Consider the following 15,931-nt stretch of genomic DNA (forward strand, 5'->3'; position numbering starts at 1 on the left):
GGGGGGGGGGGGGGGGTCCGTGGCGGGCTTTGGTGGGGGGGCGTGGGGGGGGGGCCCGCGGGGGGGGGCCCCCCGCGGGTGGGGGGGCCCCCCACGCCGGCGCGGAACGCGGCGATCGCCAGCTGGACCCGGTTGGTGGCAGCGAGTTTCCCGAGCCGTGGCCGTCGCCGCGACCTGCTACTCCCCCGGCGTTCCCGATCGCAGCTTGAGCTCCGGGACGTGCTGGTCGATCAGCAGACGTACCAGCCGGACCAGGCGTAGGTGTTGCAGTAGAGCAGGCCGGTGGTTCCTCGGACGAAGACCGTCACCGGGCTGTTATCCCACAGCCCGACCCCGTCGACCGCAGTGCCGTTGCCGGGGAGGGTGGTCCAGCCGGACCAGGTCGGGTCACCGGCTGAGCGCTGCCAGATGTGGTAGATGTTGTTCGTCCAGGTGGTGCCGACAACGAAGGTCTCCCGTCGTCCGTCGCCGTACCAGACGTCGAGGATGTCGGTTCCTTCGCACGCCTGCCCCGTGTAGCTACCCCTCGTCACCGGGACACCGGCGCCACCGTTGCGGCACGAAGCCGCGATGTTCGCCGACCCTTGGACGGCTGAGGTCGCCGTCGTGACGACGGTCTTGACGACCCGGTTATCGGGTGCCGCGCCCGGCGCTGCGGCTGCAGGGCTGGCGCTGGCAAGCGTCAGTCCGGCGAGCAGCGCACCGATCAGCACGGCGACCCTCTTGATGATCTCGGCTCTTTCGAACATGGCCTCTCCCTCGTGAATTTCCTCGCCAGCCTGTCGCCGGCGTGCGGCCGGTCCTCAGGATTGGTCGGCCGGGGAGCATGCGGCCAGGGAGAACGCGTCCCACGCCGTCCCGGGATGCCGTGGGATACCGGCTTCCGGTGCGCCGGAGCCGACCTCCGGCACATCCCGCGGATCGGTTTCAACCGGCTCTTCGTCATTGTCGCGATGTCGTCAGGCGTCTGCCGTCGGGACGCTTCCTGCTTGTATTCATCGATTTCGTTGGGCTGGTCGGGTTCAACCCGACGGCAGGCGCCCTCTCTGGACAGTCCGGGCACCCGGAGCCGCCCCCGCGAATGGAGCACCCGTCATGACCTCGGATCGTCCCGGGCGGCGTACGGCTGCGTTGCGGGATCTCGGTGATGCGATGCACCGGCTGAAGGTTGCCAGCGGTAAGAGCTACGTGAGCCTCGGCCGGCGCAGCCTGGTGAGTTCCTCGACCCTGCACCGGTACTGCCGCGGGGAGATCGCCGCGCCGTCGTTCAGCACAGTGGAATGGTTCGCGCGGGCGTGCGACGCCACCCCGGCGCAGATCGGGGAGCTGCGAGACCTGTGGACCGCGGCGAATCCGGTCCGCAGCGACGACACTGTGCCGGAATCCGGCCTACCCACCCCGGCACAGGTTCCGGCGAGGGTGACCGGTCCGGTGCGAAAGGGCCGCACGATCTTGCGGGCCGGATGGTCGGTCGTCGTGGCGCTGCTGGTCGTCCTCGGTGGATCGGGGGCACAGCCACGCCACTCGGTCGCGTCGGAGGAGGCCGGGGTGGACCTTTTCACGCTCGGTGCCGGCGGCGAGGTGAACAGCCGGCGGTGCACGACCGGCGTGGTCGCGTGCACGCCGCCGGACAGCCTGGACGGCCGCGTGCGGTCGGCGCCGGTGGCGGTTCGGTGTCACGGACACTCGTATGTCTTCGCGGTAGGAATCGACGGGCACCTGCGGGTATGGATCGACGGTGCCGGCGGCCGTGACCTCGGCGGCGATCTGAGCACGGGCCCAGCCGCCACCTGCTATGCCCGTCAGGTGCAGGTGTTCGGCCAGGATGCCCTGGGCCGCCTTCGGCAGTTCTGGTACGACGAGACGGACGGGCAGTGGCACCGCGATGTGGATTTCGGGCCGGCCGGATCCGCGCCGGCGATCACCGAGTTCAACGGGCAGCTTCAGGTCTTCGCCCGGGGCACCGACGGGCATCTGCGGCAATGGTGGTACGACAACGCCTACGGCCGCTGGCACTACGGCGAGGACCTGGGCGGCCAGTTGACCTCCGCTCCGGTGGCGATCCAGGACGGCGGCCGGCTGCAGGTCTTCGGGCGGGGCGCCGCTGGGGACCTGCGGCAATGGTGGTACGACAGCACCACCGGCGTGTGGCACCGCGACGTCGGACTGCGGATGCCGATCAGATCGGCGCCGATAGCCGTGCTGTACGGCGGTAACCTCCTCGTCCTCGCCGCCGCCCCGGACGGTCGGCTGAGCGCGGCCCGCTTCGCCGGGACCTGGCAGACCGGGATGGACCTCGGCGGGGCGGTGGACGCGAGTCCCGCCGCGATCCGGGTCGGGAACACCCTGCAAGTCTTCGCCGCGCAGCGGGACGGCAGCCTTGCCCGGTGGACCTACGACGGCGTGCGCGAGAGCTGGCAAGGGCCGGCGGTCACCGGTGGTGATGCCCGGTCGGCGCCCGCCGTCCTGTTCACGGGATGACTCCAGAGTGAGGCCCGTGGGCCGGTGTCCCTAGGCTGGCCAGCTGGGTGGCGCCCGCCGGCACGGTCCACCGTCGGTAGGGCACTACTCGACCAACCCGGCGCGGAACGCGGCGATCGCCAGCTGGACCCGGTTGGTGGCGGCGAGTTTCTCGAACAGCCGGGTGATGTGGCTCTTCACGGTGGCTTCGCTCATGTGCAGGGTGCGGGCGATCACGGCGTTGGGGTCGCCGAGACCGATCTGCACGAGCACCTCCCGCTCCCGTTCGGTCAGCGGTTCGAGCCGACGCAGGGCTTCGGCGCGCGGGCGGGACCGGTCCTCGGCGGTGAAACGGTGGATCACCTGGCGGGTCACGCTCGGGGAGAGCATGGCGTCACCGGCGGCGGCGAGGCGTACCGCCCGGAGAAGATCTGCCGGTGGGGTGTCCTTCAGCAGGAAGCCGGTGGCGCCGGCTTCCAGGGCCCGGAACACGTCGTGGTCAGTGTTGAACGTGGTCAGCACGATCACCGCCGGTGGGTGAGGCCGGGCCCGGATCTTCGCGGTGGCGTCGAGGCCGTCGAGGTGGGGCATGCGGATGTCCATCAGGACGACGTCGGGCCGGTGCCGCTCGACGGCGGCGATCGCCGCGTGGCCGTCGCCCGCCTCGTCGACGACGGTGAGGTCGTCGGTGGTCTCCAGGATCATCCGCAGGCCGGCCCGGATCAGCGCCTCGTCGTCGGCGACCAGGACGGTGATCATGACGCCTCCGGTCGGGGATCCAGCCAGGGTACGACGGCGGCCAGCTGCCAGCCGTCGCCGGCCACCGGGCCGCTGCGCAACGATCCGCCGACCAGCCGGATCCGCTCGGCCAGACCCACCAGCCCGGCGGCGGATCCGGGCAGGTCCATCGCCGTCTTTCCGATGTCATTGTGTACGGCCACAGCCACACTTCCGTCCTCGAGGCGGCCGACGGTCACGGTCGTCAGCGCCTCGGGCGCGTGTTTGTGGGCGTTGGTCAGGCCTTCCTGGACGACGCGGTACACGACCCGGGCGGTGGCCGCCGGCAGGTCGCCGGCCTCGTCGCGCAGCTCGACCGGATGCCCGGCCCGGCTCGACGCCGTGACGAGGGTGTGCAGGTCAGCGAACTGTTCGGTGGTGACGTCGGTGCGCAGCACGCCCAGCACCTCGCGGAGCTCGACCAGCGCCTCCCTGGCCGTCGTGCGGATCAGCACCGTGCCGTCGTGCAGTTTCGGATCGTCGGTGGCGCGAAGTTCCAGGGCACCGGCGTAGAGGGCGATGAGGGACATCTTGTGGGCCAGGACGTCGTGCATCTCCCCGGCGATCCGGGTGCGCTCGGCAGTGCGGGCCTGCTCGTCGGCCACCCGGGCCTGCTCCTCCAGGGACGCCAGCAGCGCGTCGCGGGTGGCCTGGTTGATCCCGGCCAGCACCACCAGGGCGAGGCCCAGCGGCGGGAAGACGACGTTGTCGACGGTCAGCTGCCCGGCGTCGAACCAGGACCACACCACGAAACCGGCCCACCCGGCGATCCCGCACAGCCAGGCGATCACACGTGACGCATGCCGGGCGCCGCTGTAGACGCCGACGAACAGCGGGCCGGGGTTGCCGGCCAGCGCGAACGCGGCCGCGCCGGCCACCGCGCTGATCACCGGCCAGCGGCGGCGGGGCCACATGGCCGCGCTGCCCAGCACGCCTGCCGCCGCCACGACCGGCCACGGCAGCGGCGACCACGGTGTCTTCACGGCCAGCAGCGTCAACACGAGACAGGCCAGGACCAGCGCGCCGTCGATCAGGGTGCGCCGTGAGATGTGCATGAACGCCAGCGTAGGCAACCCGGGCCGGGCGGCCACTACGACTTTCGTCGACGATCCGCGCCGGGCGGCTGCGTCTTTGGTGGGGTTCCAGCGCCGACTGTGCGGCGATGTGCCGGCCCACCCGCCGACGGAACGCTGAAATCATGAAGAACCTTTTCCGCCGTACGGTCATCGGGTTGTTGATCGGCTGCGCAGCAGTGCCGGTGGTGCCCACGCAGCCGGCCGGTGCGGCGCCTGTCGCGTGCCCACCTGCTACGCCGGCCGCTCTTGCCGCATTCTTCGACGGCGCGCTGCCGGGCCGGTTGGCGGCGGACCGGGTGCCGGGGGCGGTGGTGTCGGTCGCGGCCGGTGGTTCCACGGCGTTCGCCAAGGGGTATGGGCTGGCCGACATCGAACGTGCGGTGCCGTTCGACGCGTCCCGTTCGCTGGTCCGGATCGCTTCGATCTCCAAGCTGTTCACGTGGACCGCGGTGATGCAGCAGGTCGAGGCCGGGCGGCTCGACCTGGACACCGATGTGAACCGGTATCTGACCGGCTTCCAGGTGCCGGGCACCTATCCGCAGCCGGTCACGTTGCGGCATCTGATGAGCCACACCGCCGGGTTCGAGGACTTCGTCACCGGCACCGGCGCGCGGGCGGCCGCGGACGTGCCGCCGCTGGGCCGGTATCTGGCCGAGCACATGCCCGCCCGGATCCGCCCGCCGGGTGAGATCTCCGCCTACTCCAACTTCGGCGCCGCGCTGGCCGGCCACATCGTCAGCGAGGTCAGCGGCGAACCGTACGACCGGTACATTCAGCGGCACCTGCTCAACCCGCTGCACATGACCCGCAGCACCACCGCCGAGCCGGTGCCCGCCGCGCTGGCCGCCGACCTGGCCCGCAGCTACGACACCGACCTCGACCCGCCGAAGGTGTACCCGTTCACGTTCGACCGGATGCCACCGGACGGGTCGGTGACCACCACCGCGGCGGACATGGCCGCCTTCATGAACGCCCACCTGTCCGGTGCCGGGCAGATCCTCTCCCCGCAGGTCATGGAACTGATGCACGAGCGGTCGTTCACCGCCGACCCGCGCATCGACGGGTACGCCCACGGGTTCAAGGAACGCACGGTCAACGGGCATCGGGTGCTGATGCACGACGGCGGCTGGGAGGGGTTCACCAGTCTGATGCTGCTGCTGCCGGACTGTGACCTCGGGCTGTTCATGTCGCTGAACAGCCTCAGCGGCGGCACGCCGGAGATGCTTCGATTCGTCGACGCCTTCTTCGACAGGTTCGCTCCGGGACCCGCCGGTGTCGGCGCCGGGCAGCCGGCCGTCGCCGGTGGCGCGCCGCAGCCCGGTTTCTATAAACCGACCAGGCACAACGTGACGTCGTTCGAGAAGTTGACCACGTTGCTGTCGCCGTCCCGGCTGGCTGTCGACGACGCGGGCGTGGTGACGTTCCGGGGCAAGGCGTGGACCCGGCAGGACGACGGCCGCTATCAGGCCGACGACGGTGACCGGCTGGTGTACCTGCCCGGCACGCGTTATGTGGCCACCGACGGGTCGGCGGCCGAACTGATGTCGCCCGCCGAGACGATCCCGGTCAACCTGGGTGTGCTGTCGGTGCTGCTCCTGCCGGTCCTGGCCGCGCTGGTGCTGCCGGTGGGCCGGCTGGTGCGCCGGATCCGGCGGCGGCCGGCCGCGACGACTCGCACCTGGCGGCTCGCCCGTGGGCTGGCGGTCGGCGCGGCGGTGCTCGGGGTGGTGTTCCTGGGTGGGCTGCTGGCCACGGTGGTGGTTCAGTCCGGTGAGTTCCTCTACGGTGTGCCGCTGAGCTTCCTGTTGCTGCTGGGTGTGCCGGTCGTGGCGCTGGTGGTGGCGGTGGCCGCGACGGCGCTGACGGTCCGGGGCTGGCGTGGCAGCGGCGCCGGGACGGCTGCCCGGATCCATCAGGTGTCGTTGCTGGCCGGGATGGTGGCGCTGACCTGGTTCCTGTGGCAGTGGAACCTGCTCGGCTGGCAGGGCGCATAGCTCTCGCACACACCACTGAACTGGGCGACATCAGCACCTTCATCCGGGCGGCTGCCGGCTCCGGCGGGTAACCGATCAGTGCTGCTCCCACTGCTCCCTGGTGATCTCGTACCGGAATCCGCCGAGTTCGGCGCCCTCGACCTTCAGCATGTCCGGAGGAGTCTCGAGGGTCGCCGTCACGGTCAAACCAGCCTTTTCCAGTACGTTGCGCGAGCCCTCGTTCGTCGACATCGTTGCGGCCCAGACCATGTTGACGCCGAGGTCGGTGAACGCCTTGGCCAGTAGTGCCCGTGAGCCTTCGGTGGCGTAGCCCTTACCCCATTCCGCCTGGCGCAGACGGTAGCCGAGTTCGACCTCGTCGAGCGGGCTGTCCTCGTCCTCAGGGGACAGGATGAACCAGCCGACGAAGGCGCCGCTGTCCTTGGCGTGTGCCGCGAACAGGCCGAATCTGCCGTCCCACAGCTGGTAGCCGCGGAGGATGTTGTTGAGGCCGCGTTCGCGGTAGTGCTCGGGTGGGGTCGGCTCACCTCCGGTCAGGAAGCGCATGACCGCTGGATCGCTGTCCAGTTCGATCAGCAGGTCCACGTCGTCGGCGGTGAAGTGGCGCAGGGTCAGGCGTTCGGTGTCCAGGTAGGCATCCACGCGCGCATGGTGGTCCACCCGGACGATGAAAGCGAATGGTTTTCCGGTTGTGTCGGGTCAGCTTCGGTACGTGGTGACGCCTGGGGCGGCGTCGTGGCGGGTGCCGTCGGGTAGCAGTACCTCGGCGGTGCAGCCGGGTGGGACGGTCACCGTCACATGCAGTTCGTCGCCTGTCCTCTGCCAGGCGACGGCTGCCCGGCCGTGTGGGGTGACGTGCTCCGCCCGTACCGCCGCAAGGGTTTGATCGGGTTGGGGTTTGATCTGGAAGTGACGCCAGGTCGGGGTCAGGCGGCGCAGGCCGGCGGTGTGGGTGTGCAGGAACGAGATGACGGCGCCCTTGGAGTAGTGGTTCAGCGACTCGTGCGCGGTGCCGTCGGCGTCGATGCCGTCCCAGCGCTCCCAGACCGTGGTGGCGCCCCGGTCGATCATGGTCAGCCAGGAGGGGCTGGTGTCCTGGAACAGCAGCTCGTAGGCCAGGTCGGTGTGGCCGTGGTCGGCCAGGACCGGGAGCAGGTCGGGGGTGGCCAGGAAGCCGGTGGTCAGGTGGGTGCCGGCCGCGCGCACCAGCGTGGCCAGGTCGTCGGCGGTCTTCTGGACGAGGTGGTCGGGGACCAGCTGGAAACGCAGGGCCCGGACCAGGTTGGCCTGGGTGTGTGGGGTGATGCGGTCGCCGGTGATGAACGCGGTCTGCCAGGCCGTGGTGATGTGGTCGGCCAGTGCGGTGTAGCGGTGCGCCGCGGTGGTGTGGCCCAGGATTTCGGCGATCCTGGCCGCGTGCCGGGTGGACCAGGCGAAGTAGGCGGTGGCGACGTCGGATTTGTCGGCGGCGATGAACGCGGCGAAGTCGGTGGGTTCGGCGCCCGGTTCGAGCCATTCGCCCCAGTGGAAGCCGGTGTTCCACAGGTGGTTGGTGGCCATCCGTTCGGCACGGTCGAGCCATGCGACCATGTGCGGCCACATCTCGGTGAGGATCGTGGTGTCGCCGTACTCCTGGTAGAGCTCCCACGGGACCAGGATGATCGCGTCGCCCCAGCCTGCTGAGCCGTTCAGGTTCTTCACCGGGCCGGAACGTTCGGCGGGTGGCATCGGGGCCATGTTGCCGATCGTGCCGTCGGGCCACTGGCCGGCTGCTACGTCTCGCAGCCATTTCGTGGTGAAGCCGGCCACGTCGTAGAGGAACGTCGCGGTGGGGATGTACAGCTGCCAGTCGCCGGTCCAGCCGGCTCGTTCTCTGGTCGGGCAGTCGGTGGGGATGTCGCAGGCGTTGCCGCGCAGGCTTCGGACGGCGGCATCGTGCAACTGCTGCAGGCGGGTGTCGTCGCAGGTGAAGTGGCCGCGGCGGGGCATGTCGGTGTGCACGAAGACGCCCGTCACGTCGTCGGGGGTCAGTGGGCCGGGGTGGCCTTCGATGCGGGCGTAGCGGAAGCCGTGCGTGGTGAATCGTGGTTCGAAGGTGTCGCCGGGCGTGCCGGCTGAGACGACCCGGTCGACCTGGCCGGCGCTCAGTGGGCCGGGCAGGAAGGGGACGTCCGGCTGCAGGTGTTTCATGGTGACGTCTCCGGTGTGGTCGAGGGCTTCGCCGTGGGTGAGGGTGATCTCGGTGCCGGCCGGGCCCAGGTTTAACAGGCGTAGGCGGCCGTTGATGTTCTGGCCCAGGTCGACGATGTGTTGGCCGGGCGCCAGCTCGGTGATCGAGATCGGGCGGATCTCCTCGATCGGGCGAACCGGTGGGGCGACGGTGCTCGTCAGGTGCTCGTAGCCGTGGTCCACGACTGTCACCGGCGTCCACGTCGGCTTGGTCGGGCGGTGGTCCTCGTGCTGGCCCTCGATCAGGTCGGCGGCCCGAATGTGCGAGGGCGTCCACTGCCAGGCGGCGTTCGTGCCGAACGTCTCGGTGGTGCCGTCGGTGTAGGTGACGTTCAGCTGGGCCAGGAAGGCTGTGGTGTCGCCCCACTGGTCGCGGGCTCGGAGCATGCCGACCTGGCCCCGGTACCAGCCGTCGGCCAGCATGGCGCTCAGCTCGTGGCGGCCCGGAGTGAGGTGGGCGGTCACGTCGTAGGTCGCCACCTGGGTGCGGGTCGCGTATTCGGTGTAGCCCGGAAGCAGCTCGTCGTCGGTGATGCGTTCGCCGTCGAGCCGTGGTTCGTAGATGCCGTGGGCGGTGGTGTGCAGGCGTGCCCGGTGGACCGGCCCGGTGATGTCGACGTGGCCCCGCAGTTGCTGGACGGGGCCGGACCCGGTTTGCGGGGTGACCCAGGCCGCGGTCCAGTCTTCGGCGTTGAGCAAGCCCGCCTCCACGGTCAGGTCCTGGGACCAGTCGGAGGGGCCGTGGTCGGTCCAGACCCGGACCCGCACGGTGCGCTGCTCGCCTGAGGTCAGCGGGCGGCCCGGCCACGGGACCAGGACGCAGTCGGGGCTCTGCACTCGGACCGGTTCCCGGTCGTCGACGTGCAGCTCGTAGGCGCTCTGGGCGGTCGTGCCGTCGGGTAGCCGCCACGAGATGCGGGGTCGTGACTCGCCCAGGCCGAGGGGCTGGTCGAGGTGCTCGGCGCGCAGGTGCGTGGGGCGGGTCATGCGATTCAGCCAACCACCGTCGAAGTCGGCGCAACACCACGTCATCGCCTATACCAGCGATCATCGAGGCCGTGAGCCGGCCTGGTCCGCCGGTTCACCTCGACCACCTGGCTTGCCCGTTCGGTCTCAACCGCGTTCGGCGAGTGCTGGGCGTCACCGCAGTGCCGGTTCGGCCAACCTCCGCGGGCTCTTGATCGTCAAGGAGGCGAGACCTCGGCGGAATGGAGACGAGATGGCATCGCGGACGTATCTCTGGGTGGGACTGGCCGCGGCCGTGACCGCCGCCACGACCCTCGCCGTGTTCGGCATGGTCCCCCGGGTGGTGTTCCGTGAGGTCACGTCGCACCCGGCCGCGACGGCGTCGGTCACCGTGGCCGCGTCCTCGTCCGGGCCGCAGGCGCGGGCCGTCGCTCCGGAGCGCATCACGTATCCGGCTGAGGGGCGCGGGACCTGGGTCGAGGCCGCCCGGCAGAACGGCAGCCCGGTCGGCCGTGCGGGTCAGGTGATGCGATACCGGGTCGCGGTCGAACGGGGCATCGAGGGCGTGACCGCGGACGCCTTCGCCGACAGGGTCACCACCACCCTCGAGGATCCACGCAGCTGGACCGCGGGCGAACAGTACCGTTTCCGCCGGGTCGGGCCGGGGCAGAGTGCTGACTTCGTCGTGCGTCTGGCGACCCCGGGAACCCGGGACGCGCTCTGCGACGGCGCCGACGGATACACCTCCTGCCGCAACGGAGCCAACGTGGTGATCAACGTGGCCCGCTGGGTCAAAGGCGTTCCACGATACGGGGCGCCGCTCACCGTCTACCGCCAGTACGTGATCAACCATGAGGTCGGCCATCGGCTCGGTGAATCCCACCAGCGGTGCCCGCGCCGTGGCGGGCTCGCGCCGGTGATGCAGCAGCAGACTCTGGGGCTGCACGGGTGCACGGCGAACCCGTGGCCCTACCCGGACGGCGAACTGCACCAGGGACCGCTCGGGTCATACAACGATCCGACGCCGCCGCGCGACCGTGGCCGGCGCTGACCCGCGGTCCCCTCTTGTCGTCCGCCCGCCCTACCTCGCCAGCTCGGCTTCGCTGCGAAGGATGCAGAACTCGTTGCCCTCCGGGTCTGCCAGCACAACCCAGCCGGTGCCGTCCGGGTTGCGGAGATCGCCGACCTCGGTCGCGCCGAGCGAGATCAGCCGGGCGAGCTCGGTGTCGCGGGTGCCGTCGGCCGGCCGCAGGTCGAAATGGATCCGGTTCTTGACCTGCTTGGTCTCCGGGACCTCGATGAACAGCAGCCGGTGACGGCCGTCGCGGGAGATGATCAGGCACTCGTCGTGGCCCGGCTCGTTCGGGTCGTCCGGGTCGTCGGTGTAGTCGAGGACTGTCTGCCACCAGCGGGACAGCGCGAACGCGTTGGTGCAGTCGACGGTCGTGTGCGAGATGTAGGCGGTCACCCACCGGATCATTCCAGTCTCGCCCGCTGCGGATGCCGATAGCCCCGATCACCGATATCGTCAGCCCTGACCGTGAATGAGGTGATCTCCCGTGAGCGGACTGCTCGCCCAGCAGTGGACCTCCGTGGACGGCTTCCTCGCCGGCGTCAACGGCGAGGCCGACGTCTTCGCCGCCGTCTCCGATTTCACCGGCTCCGAAGCCCACAACACCGCGCTGCTTGCCGACATCGACGAGGTGCTGCTGGGTCGGCGCACCTACGAGAAGTTCGCCGAATACTGGCCGACCGCTGTCGACGAGCCGATGGCCGCCCAGGTCAACGGCCTGGCCAAGACGGTGTGCTCGACCACGCTGACGGCGGCGACGTGGGGTGAGCATGCTCCGGCGCGGGTGGTGCCCGATCCGGTCGATCACGTCCGTGCGCAGCGGGCCACCGGCGCCCGGATGATCGTCTGGGGCAGCGTCAGCGTGATGCGTGCCCTCCTCGCCGCCGGTGAGGTGGACGAGCTGGAGCTCTTCGTGGCGCCGATCGCGCTCGGCGCCGGCACTCCCCTGCTGGCTCCGGGCGCGGCCCCGCTGCCGCTGCGGCTCACCGACTCGCAGACCTGGCCCGGCGGCGTGATCCGGCTGCGCTACACGGTCGGCTGACCTTTCTGGTTGCACGTGATCCTCCTTGGCAGATCGACGGCATGGTGTCTGCGCTGACGAGTCGCAGGCGCCCGTTTGGATGGCCTTGACGCGGGTTAACCTGTGCGGGCTCGTCGTCGATGGGGGGTTCGGTGGGGCGGATGGTGCTTCGGCTGATCGGTTATTGGGACGATCTGTCTGCACCGGATGGCTGGCCCGAGGTCGGTCAGGTCGCCGGCCTGGCCATGACGGCTGAGGAACGTGACGCGGTTGTCGCATATCTCCGCTCGGGAACGGAGGTAGCCGCCTTCGCCGGCTTCTCGGCATGCCGTATCTGCGGTGCCGCGAACGGCAGCACCGAGTTGACCGACGGCGAGCATTTCGTCTGGCCGGAGGGACTCGCGCATTACGTGGAGGCACATGACGTCCGCCTACCGGACGAGGTCATTGCTGTTGCCCGGCGAGGACCGGCCCGGCCTGTTGACCCGCTCGCGTTCGAGCGGGCGTCGTTCGAGACCGGCGACCTGACCGTCGACGAGCAATGGTGGCGGGATCTTGCGGACGGCGAGCCGATGGGTCGGTGAGTGTGGTGGGGTCGTGCGGCGGCTGGCGGGCCGGTGCGGCAGGTCGGACTCTTGATCGAAGGTCGTGACAACGAACGGGCAGAATGGTGAACCTGGCCGAGACCAAACGCGCATATCAGCAGATCGTTGACGAGTGGCAGCGCATGCTCGACGGTGGCGGGCTCGGCACGGCCCAGCAACTGGCGGCTGCGGAGAGAAGACTCGACGCTGTCAGGAAGTCGGCGATGCGAGCGATCGACGAATACACCAGCCGGCGGTTTAATTCGATCAACACCAGGCATGGCTTGGTGGACAAGCTGGACCGCCTGCACAGCCACGCGTTGACCGAGCTGACGTCCGGCGGTCGCCATCCTTGACTTGCCATTTTCGAGCAGTGGCATGATTCCATCCTCGACGCGATGGCCGCCGCTGACGATCGTGGTAGCTCTCGGCTCGGGGTACGGATATCCGCACCATGCAGGCGGGGGAACAGGTGTTCTGGGACGGCACGGAGACGTACCGGATCGGCTGGGCGGTGGTCGGCCGGCTGCCCGCGTGGCTGGCGCGGGCCGTGTTCGCCCTCATCGCGGAGGTCGTCTGGCGGCTCCAGATCTCCGGCGTGCGGCAACTTCGTGCGAACCTGGCCCAGGTAACCGGCGCCGCTGCGGACAGTGCCGAGGTCCGGCGGTTGGCACGCATGGGTGTGCACTCCTATCTGCGGTACTGGCGGGAGTTCTTCCAGCTGTCGGATTCCCGGCCGCCGGTGACCTTCAAAGGGCTGGACCGGTTGCCAGCGGCCGGTTCAGGTCGCGGCGTGATCCTCGCTCTGCCGCACAGCGGTAACTGGGACCTGGCCGGAGCCGCACTCGCCGAGCTCGGGCATCCGGTCACCACCGTCGCCCAGCGGCTACGTCCGGAGGCTTTGTACCAGCGCTTCGTGGCTGCCCGGGCTGCCGTCGGCATCGAGGTGCTGCCGGTGGATGAGCCTCGGCGCACGGTGCCGGCTCTCGGTCGGCGCCTGGCCGAGGGTGGCGTGGTCTGTTTGCTCGCCGACCGGGACATCACCGGCGGCGGGTTGGCGGTGCGGCTCCACGGCCGGGTGACCACCATGCCGCCAGGCCCGGCCCGGCTGGCGATGTCCACCGGCGCGGCCTTGATACCGGTCAGCCTCTGGTACAACGGCAGGGGTCTGCGGGTCCACTTCCACGAGGAGATCGTGGCGGCGCCCGGCACGGGCCGGCGTGAGCAGGCGACGGTGATGACCCAGGCGCTGGCCGACGTGTTCACCGAGGCGATCCGCCGGCATCCGCAGGACTGGCACGTCCTGCAGCCGGTCTGGCCGCCGGTCCCGCCACGGTGACCGCGCGTGGGGAAGTATGTCGCCGGGTGTCGTCATTCGGCGACCGCCACAATGATCTTTCCGGCGAACCCGCCGCGATCGATGCGGTCGAGGGCGGCCGGGGCTTCGTCGAAGCGGTAGATGTCCTCGATGGCCGGGCGGATCCGGCCGGTGGCGATCATGGCGGCAAGTTCGGAGAGGTCGGCGGGATTCGGGCGGACGTTCAGCGGGCGCACCTGGCTGCCACCGGTGATCAGGGCTTTGATCATGCGCCGGGCCGGGCCGAACCATCTGCCGCCGGTGCCGACGGATAGCAGAAGGGTGCCACCCGTGGCGAGGATGCGCCGTAGCGCGGCAACGGGATAGTTACCGGCCAGGTCGAGGATGACATCGAACCTCTCCCCCGCGGCGCCCAGGTCTCCAGCGGTGGTCTTCTCGTAGTCGATGATCTGCTCGGCGCCGAGTTTGCGGACCAGTGCGGAGTTGCGGTCCGAGCAGACGCCGGTGACGATCGCGCCTTTCGCGGCGGCGAGCTGGACGGCGAAGGTGCCGACGCCGCCGGACGCACCGGTGACGAGGAACCGCTGCCCGCCGTCGACGCGCCGGACTCCGGCCAGCGCGGTGGCGCCCGCGATCGGGAGCGCTGCGGCCTCCGCGAAGGTCACTCCGACCGGTATCCGCGCGGCCATCCCGGCGCGCACGACGGCGAACTCGGCGATGGCGCTGGTGACCTCGGCCAGAACCTCGTCGCCAGGCGCGAAGTCACGGACGGCGTCACCGACGGCCTCCACCCGGCCGGCGAGGGCCCGCCCGGCGATGAACCCGGCGCGTGGCTTGCGAAGCCCGCCGGCCAGGGCGCGGGCGGCGAACGGCTCGCCACGCAGCAGGAACCGGTCGGCGGCGTTGAGGCCTGCCGCCTGAACCCGGACGAGCAACTCGTCATGCCCGGGGACGGGTTGCGGCACCTCCTGAAGGGCGACTCTGCCCGGTGACCCGAATCCGCTCTGGACCAGCGCTCTCATGATCTCCCACCTCCTGCTTACGTCGTAAGCTTACGTTGTAAGCAAGCATGCGGTATGGTCGACCGGTCCCGCAACTCACCGGAGAGCCGAAAAGATGCCAACTTCACGAGCGCCGCTCAGCACGCGGCGTGTGCTCAAGGCCGCCCTCGCCCTGGCTGATTCGGGCGGCGCGGATTCGCTGACCATGCGCCATCTGGGTCGCGAGCTCGGCGTGGAGGCGATGTCGCTCTACCGGCACGTGGCCAACAAGGACGCCGTACTCGCCGGGATCCTCGACATGGTGGTCAGCGAGATCGACCTGCCGGAAAACCCACAGGACTGGAAATCGGCCATGCGTCACCGCGGCGTGGCCGCGTTCCGCGTGTTCAGCCTCCACCCATGGGCGCCACCACTGCTGATGTCGCGCACCAACACCGGCCCGTCGATGCTGCGCTACATCGATTTCACACTCGGCGCGCTACGCGGCGCCGGCTTCTCCTGGAGACTCGCCGATTACGCCTGGAACACCATGGACAGTTATGTGTACGGCTACACGCTCCGCCGCCTGGCCTTCCCGATAGCGCCGGCCGACTACGCGCAGACCGCCTCCGCCCACCAGCACCTGCTGGCCGGTGATCGCTACCCACACATGGCCGAGCTGACCCGCCAGGTCGCCGACGGCCACCACCCCGGCGATCCGGACATCACGTTCGGCCTCGACCTGATCCTCGACGGCCTGGAACGCCTCCGCGACACCGAGCCGTCGACCTGACCCCACCGTGAAACCCGGCGGCCAGCGTTTGTTAGCTTATGCAGGCAGGTCCGGGTGGCGGAATGGCAGACGCGCTAGCTTGAGGTGCTAGTGCCCTTTATCGGGCGTGGGGGTTCAAGTCCCCCCTCGGACACAAACTAAATCCCCATGTGAGTCCGCGACAGGCTGTGCCGGTGCGCGGACTTTCTGGTGTTCCGGGTGGTGCGTGAGCCGGATTCCGAGTTGCCGGTAGACCTCGGCGTGGTCGTCTGGGTCGGCCCCGCTGAGAGCTGTGGCGATGTCGCCCAGTTGTTGGACGAGTTGAACGATCTCTTCCGGACTCATCCGCGGAGCCTCGTCAGCTTAGGTATGTCGAGACGGAGCCGGCCTGCCGCATCGCGCGAGGGCGCCCATTCAAGTCTGCTGTGCGACGATGTCTCGGTGGATCATCGGGATGCGGGTGTTGTGGTGTGGGACGTGGACGGCACCTTGATCCCTGCGGATCTTCGCTGGTTACGCCGGTCGATTGCCCAGACGTACGGGATTGGGGAGTCGTCCGTGGTCTTCCCGAAAACTAAGGTCCACGGAGCCTTTTTCATCCTGAGTAGGCGGGGTTCTCGACGTGGTGCAGGGCGAGGATGGCCTGCACGATCGGGGTTGCCCGGTGCGGGCTGCAGCGGAG

15 protein-coding genes, 1 tRNA gene and 1 pseudogene are annotated in these 15,931 nt (G+C 69.7%); 9 read left to right on the forward strand and 8 right to left on the reverse strand.

Annotated elements, in window-relative coordinates; all coding sequences use genetic code 11:
- Positions 1 to 230: 230 nt before the first annotated feature.
- Positions 231 to 749, reverse strand: coding sequence for a hypothetical protein (locus AB0E94_RS50985; protein ID WP_360343595.1), 519 nt, complete (start codon positions 747 to 749; stop codon positions 231 to 233).
- Positions 750 to 1,095: 346 nt separating this feature from the next.
- Here AB0E94_RS50985 and AB0E94_RS50990 point away from each other — a divergent pair, with 346 nt between their 5' ends.
- A complete protein-coding gene (locus AB0E94_RS50990) occupies positions 1,096 to 2,481 on the forward strand; it encodes a helix-turn-helix domain-containing protein (RefSeq protein ID WP_360343598.1) in 1,386 nt (461 codons plus the stop codon).
- Between the two features lie 84 nt (positions 2,482 to 2,565).
- Here the strand turns inward: AB0E94_RS50990 and AB0E94_RS50995 are convergent, their stop codons facing one another.
- Together AB0E94_RS50995 and AB0E94_RS51000 are read right to left on the reverse strand one after the other, a co-directional pair.
- Positions 2,566 to 3,219: a response regulator transcription factor gene (locus AB0E94_RS50995; protein WP_360343601.1), complete on the reverse strand. Its 654-nt coding sequence runs from the start codon at positions 3,217 to 3,219 to the stop codon at positions 2,566 to 2,568.
- A complete protein-coding gene (locus AB0E94_RS51000; RefSeq protein ID WP_360343604.1) occupies positions 3,216 to 4,292 on the reverse strand; it encodes a histidine kinase in 1,077 nt (358 codons plus the stop codon). The genes AB0E94_RS50995 and AB0E94_RS51000 overlap by 4 nt, the downstream gene beginning before the upstream one ends.
- 143 nt (positions 4,293 to 4,435) lie before the next feature.
- Between AB0E94_RS51000 and AB0E94_RS51005 the strand changes: the two genes are divergently transcribed.
- Entirely contained in the window at positions 4,436 to 6,307 is a 1,872-nt protein-coding gene (locus tag AB0E94_RS51005) for a serine hydrolase domain-containing protein (protein ID WP_360343607.1), read from the forward strand.
- Positions 6,308 to 6,382: 75 nt separating this feature from the next.
- Here AB0E94_RS51005 and AB0E94_RS51010 read toward each other — a convergent pair whose 3' ends face one another.
- A complete protein-coding gene (locus AB0E94_RS51010) occupies positions 6,383 to 6,949 on the reverse strand; it encodes a GNAT family N-acetyltransferase (RefSeq protein WP_360343610.1) in 567 nt (188 codons plus the stop codon).
- A 57-nt stretch (positions 6,950 to 7,006) separates the two neighbouring features.
- The gene (locus AB0E94_RS51015) at positions 7,007 to 9,523 is read right to left on the reverse strand and encodes a family 78 glycoside hydrolase catalytic domain (protein ID WP_360343613.1); all 2,517 of its coding nucleotides are present in this window, start codon (positions 9,521 to 9,523) and stop codon (positions 7,007 to 7,009) included.
- Positions 9,524 to 9,755: 232 nt separating this feature from the next.
- Between AB0E94_RS51015 and AB0E94_RS51020 the strand changes: the two genes are divergently transcribed.
- Positions 9,756 to 10,553: a DUF3152 domain-containing protein gene (locus tag AB0E94_RS51020; RefSeq protein WP_360343616.1), complete on the forward strand. Its 798-nt coding sequence runs from the start codon at positions 9,756 to 9,758 to the stop codon at positions 10,551 to 10,553.
- A gap of 30 nt (positions 10,554 to 10,583) precedes the next feature.
- On the opposite strand, the gene AB0E94_RS51025 is transcribed toward AB0E94_RS51020, so the two are convergent.
- Entirely contained in the window at positions 10,584 to 10,970 is a 387-nt protein-coding gene (locus AB0E94_RS51025) for a VOC family protein (protein WP_360343619.1), read from the reverse strand.
- Positions 10,971 to 11,061: 91 nt separating this feature from the next.
- On the opposite strand from AB0E94_RS51025, the gene AB0E94_RS51030 reads away from it, so the two are divergent.
- The 4 genes from AB0E94_RS51030 (at position 11,062) to AB0E94_RS51045 (ending at position 13,518) form a co-directional block, all read left to right on the forward strand.
- On the forward strand, positions 11,062 to 11,616 hold the full coding sequence (locus AB0E94_RS51030; protein WP_360343622.1) for a dihydrofolate reductase family protein: 555 nt from the start codon (positions 11,062 to 11,064) through the stop codon (positions 11,614 to 11,616).
- Between the two features lie 140 nt (positions 11,617 to 11,756).
- Positions 11,757 to 12,179, forward strand: a complete 423-nt coding sequence (locus AB0E94_RS51035; protein WP_360343625.1) for a hypothetical protein — start codon at positions 11,757 to 11,759, stop codon at positions 12,177 to 12,179.
- An 83-nt stretch (positions 12,180 to 12,262) separates the two neighbouring features.
- Entirely contained in the window at positions 12,263 to 12,535 is a 273-nt protein-coding gene (locus AB0E94_RS51040) for a hypothetical protein (RefSeq protein WP_360343627.1), read from the forward strand.
- Between the two features lie 98 nt (positions 12,536 to 12,633).
- Positions 12,634 to 13,518 (forward strand): phosphatidylinositol mannoside acyltransferase, encoded by an 885-nt coding sequence (locus AB0E94_RS51045; RefSeq protein WP_360343630.1) that lies wholly within the window; start codon positions 12,634 to 12,636, stop codon positions 13,516 to 13,518.
- A 32-nt stretch (positions 13,519 to 13,550) separates the two neighbouring features.
- Here the strand turns inward: AB0E94_RS51045 and AB0E94_RS51050 are convergent, their stop codons facing one another.
- The gene (locus tag AB0E94_RS51050) at positions 13,551 to 14,519 is read right to left on the reverse strand and encodes an NAD(P)-dependent alcohol dehydrogenase (RefSeq protein WP_360343633.1); all 969 of its coding nucleotides are present in this window, start codon (positions 14,517 to 14,519) and stop codon (positions 13,551 to 13,553) included.
- Between the two features lie 94 nt (positions 14,520 to 14,613).
- Here AB0E94_RS51050 and AB0E94_RS51055 point away from each other — a divergent pair, with 94 nt between their 5' ends.
- Positions 14,614 to 15,270: a TetR/AcrR family transcriptional regulator gene (locus AB0E94_RS51055; protein WP_360343636.1), complete on the forward strand. Its 657-nt coding sequence runs from the start codon at positions 14,614 to 14,616 to the stop codon at positions 15,268 to 15,270.
- 48 nt (positions 15,271 to 15,318) lie between these two features.
- Positions 15,319 to 15,403 (forward strand) — tRNA-Leu (locus tag AB0E94_RS51060).
- Between the two features lie 441 nt (positions 15,404 to 15,844).
- Here AB0E94_RS51060 and AB0E94_RS51065 read toward each other — a convergent pair.
- Positions 15,845 to 15,931 (reverse strand): annotated as a pseudogene (locus tag AB0E94_RS51065) (IS5/IS1182 family transposase); the annotation flags it as partial.

The sequence above is a fragment of the Actinoplanes sp. NPDC026670 genome (assembly GCF_040638175.1).
Taxonomy (GTDB): Bacteria; Actinomycetota; Actinomycetes; order Mycobacteriales; family Micromonosporaceae; genus Actinoplanes.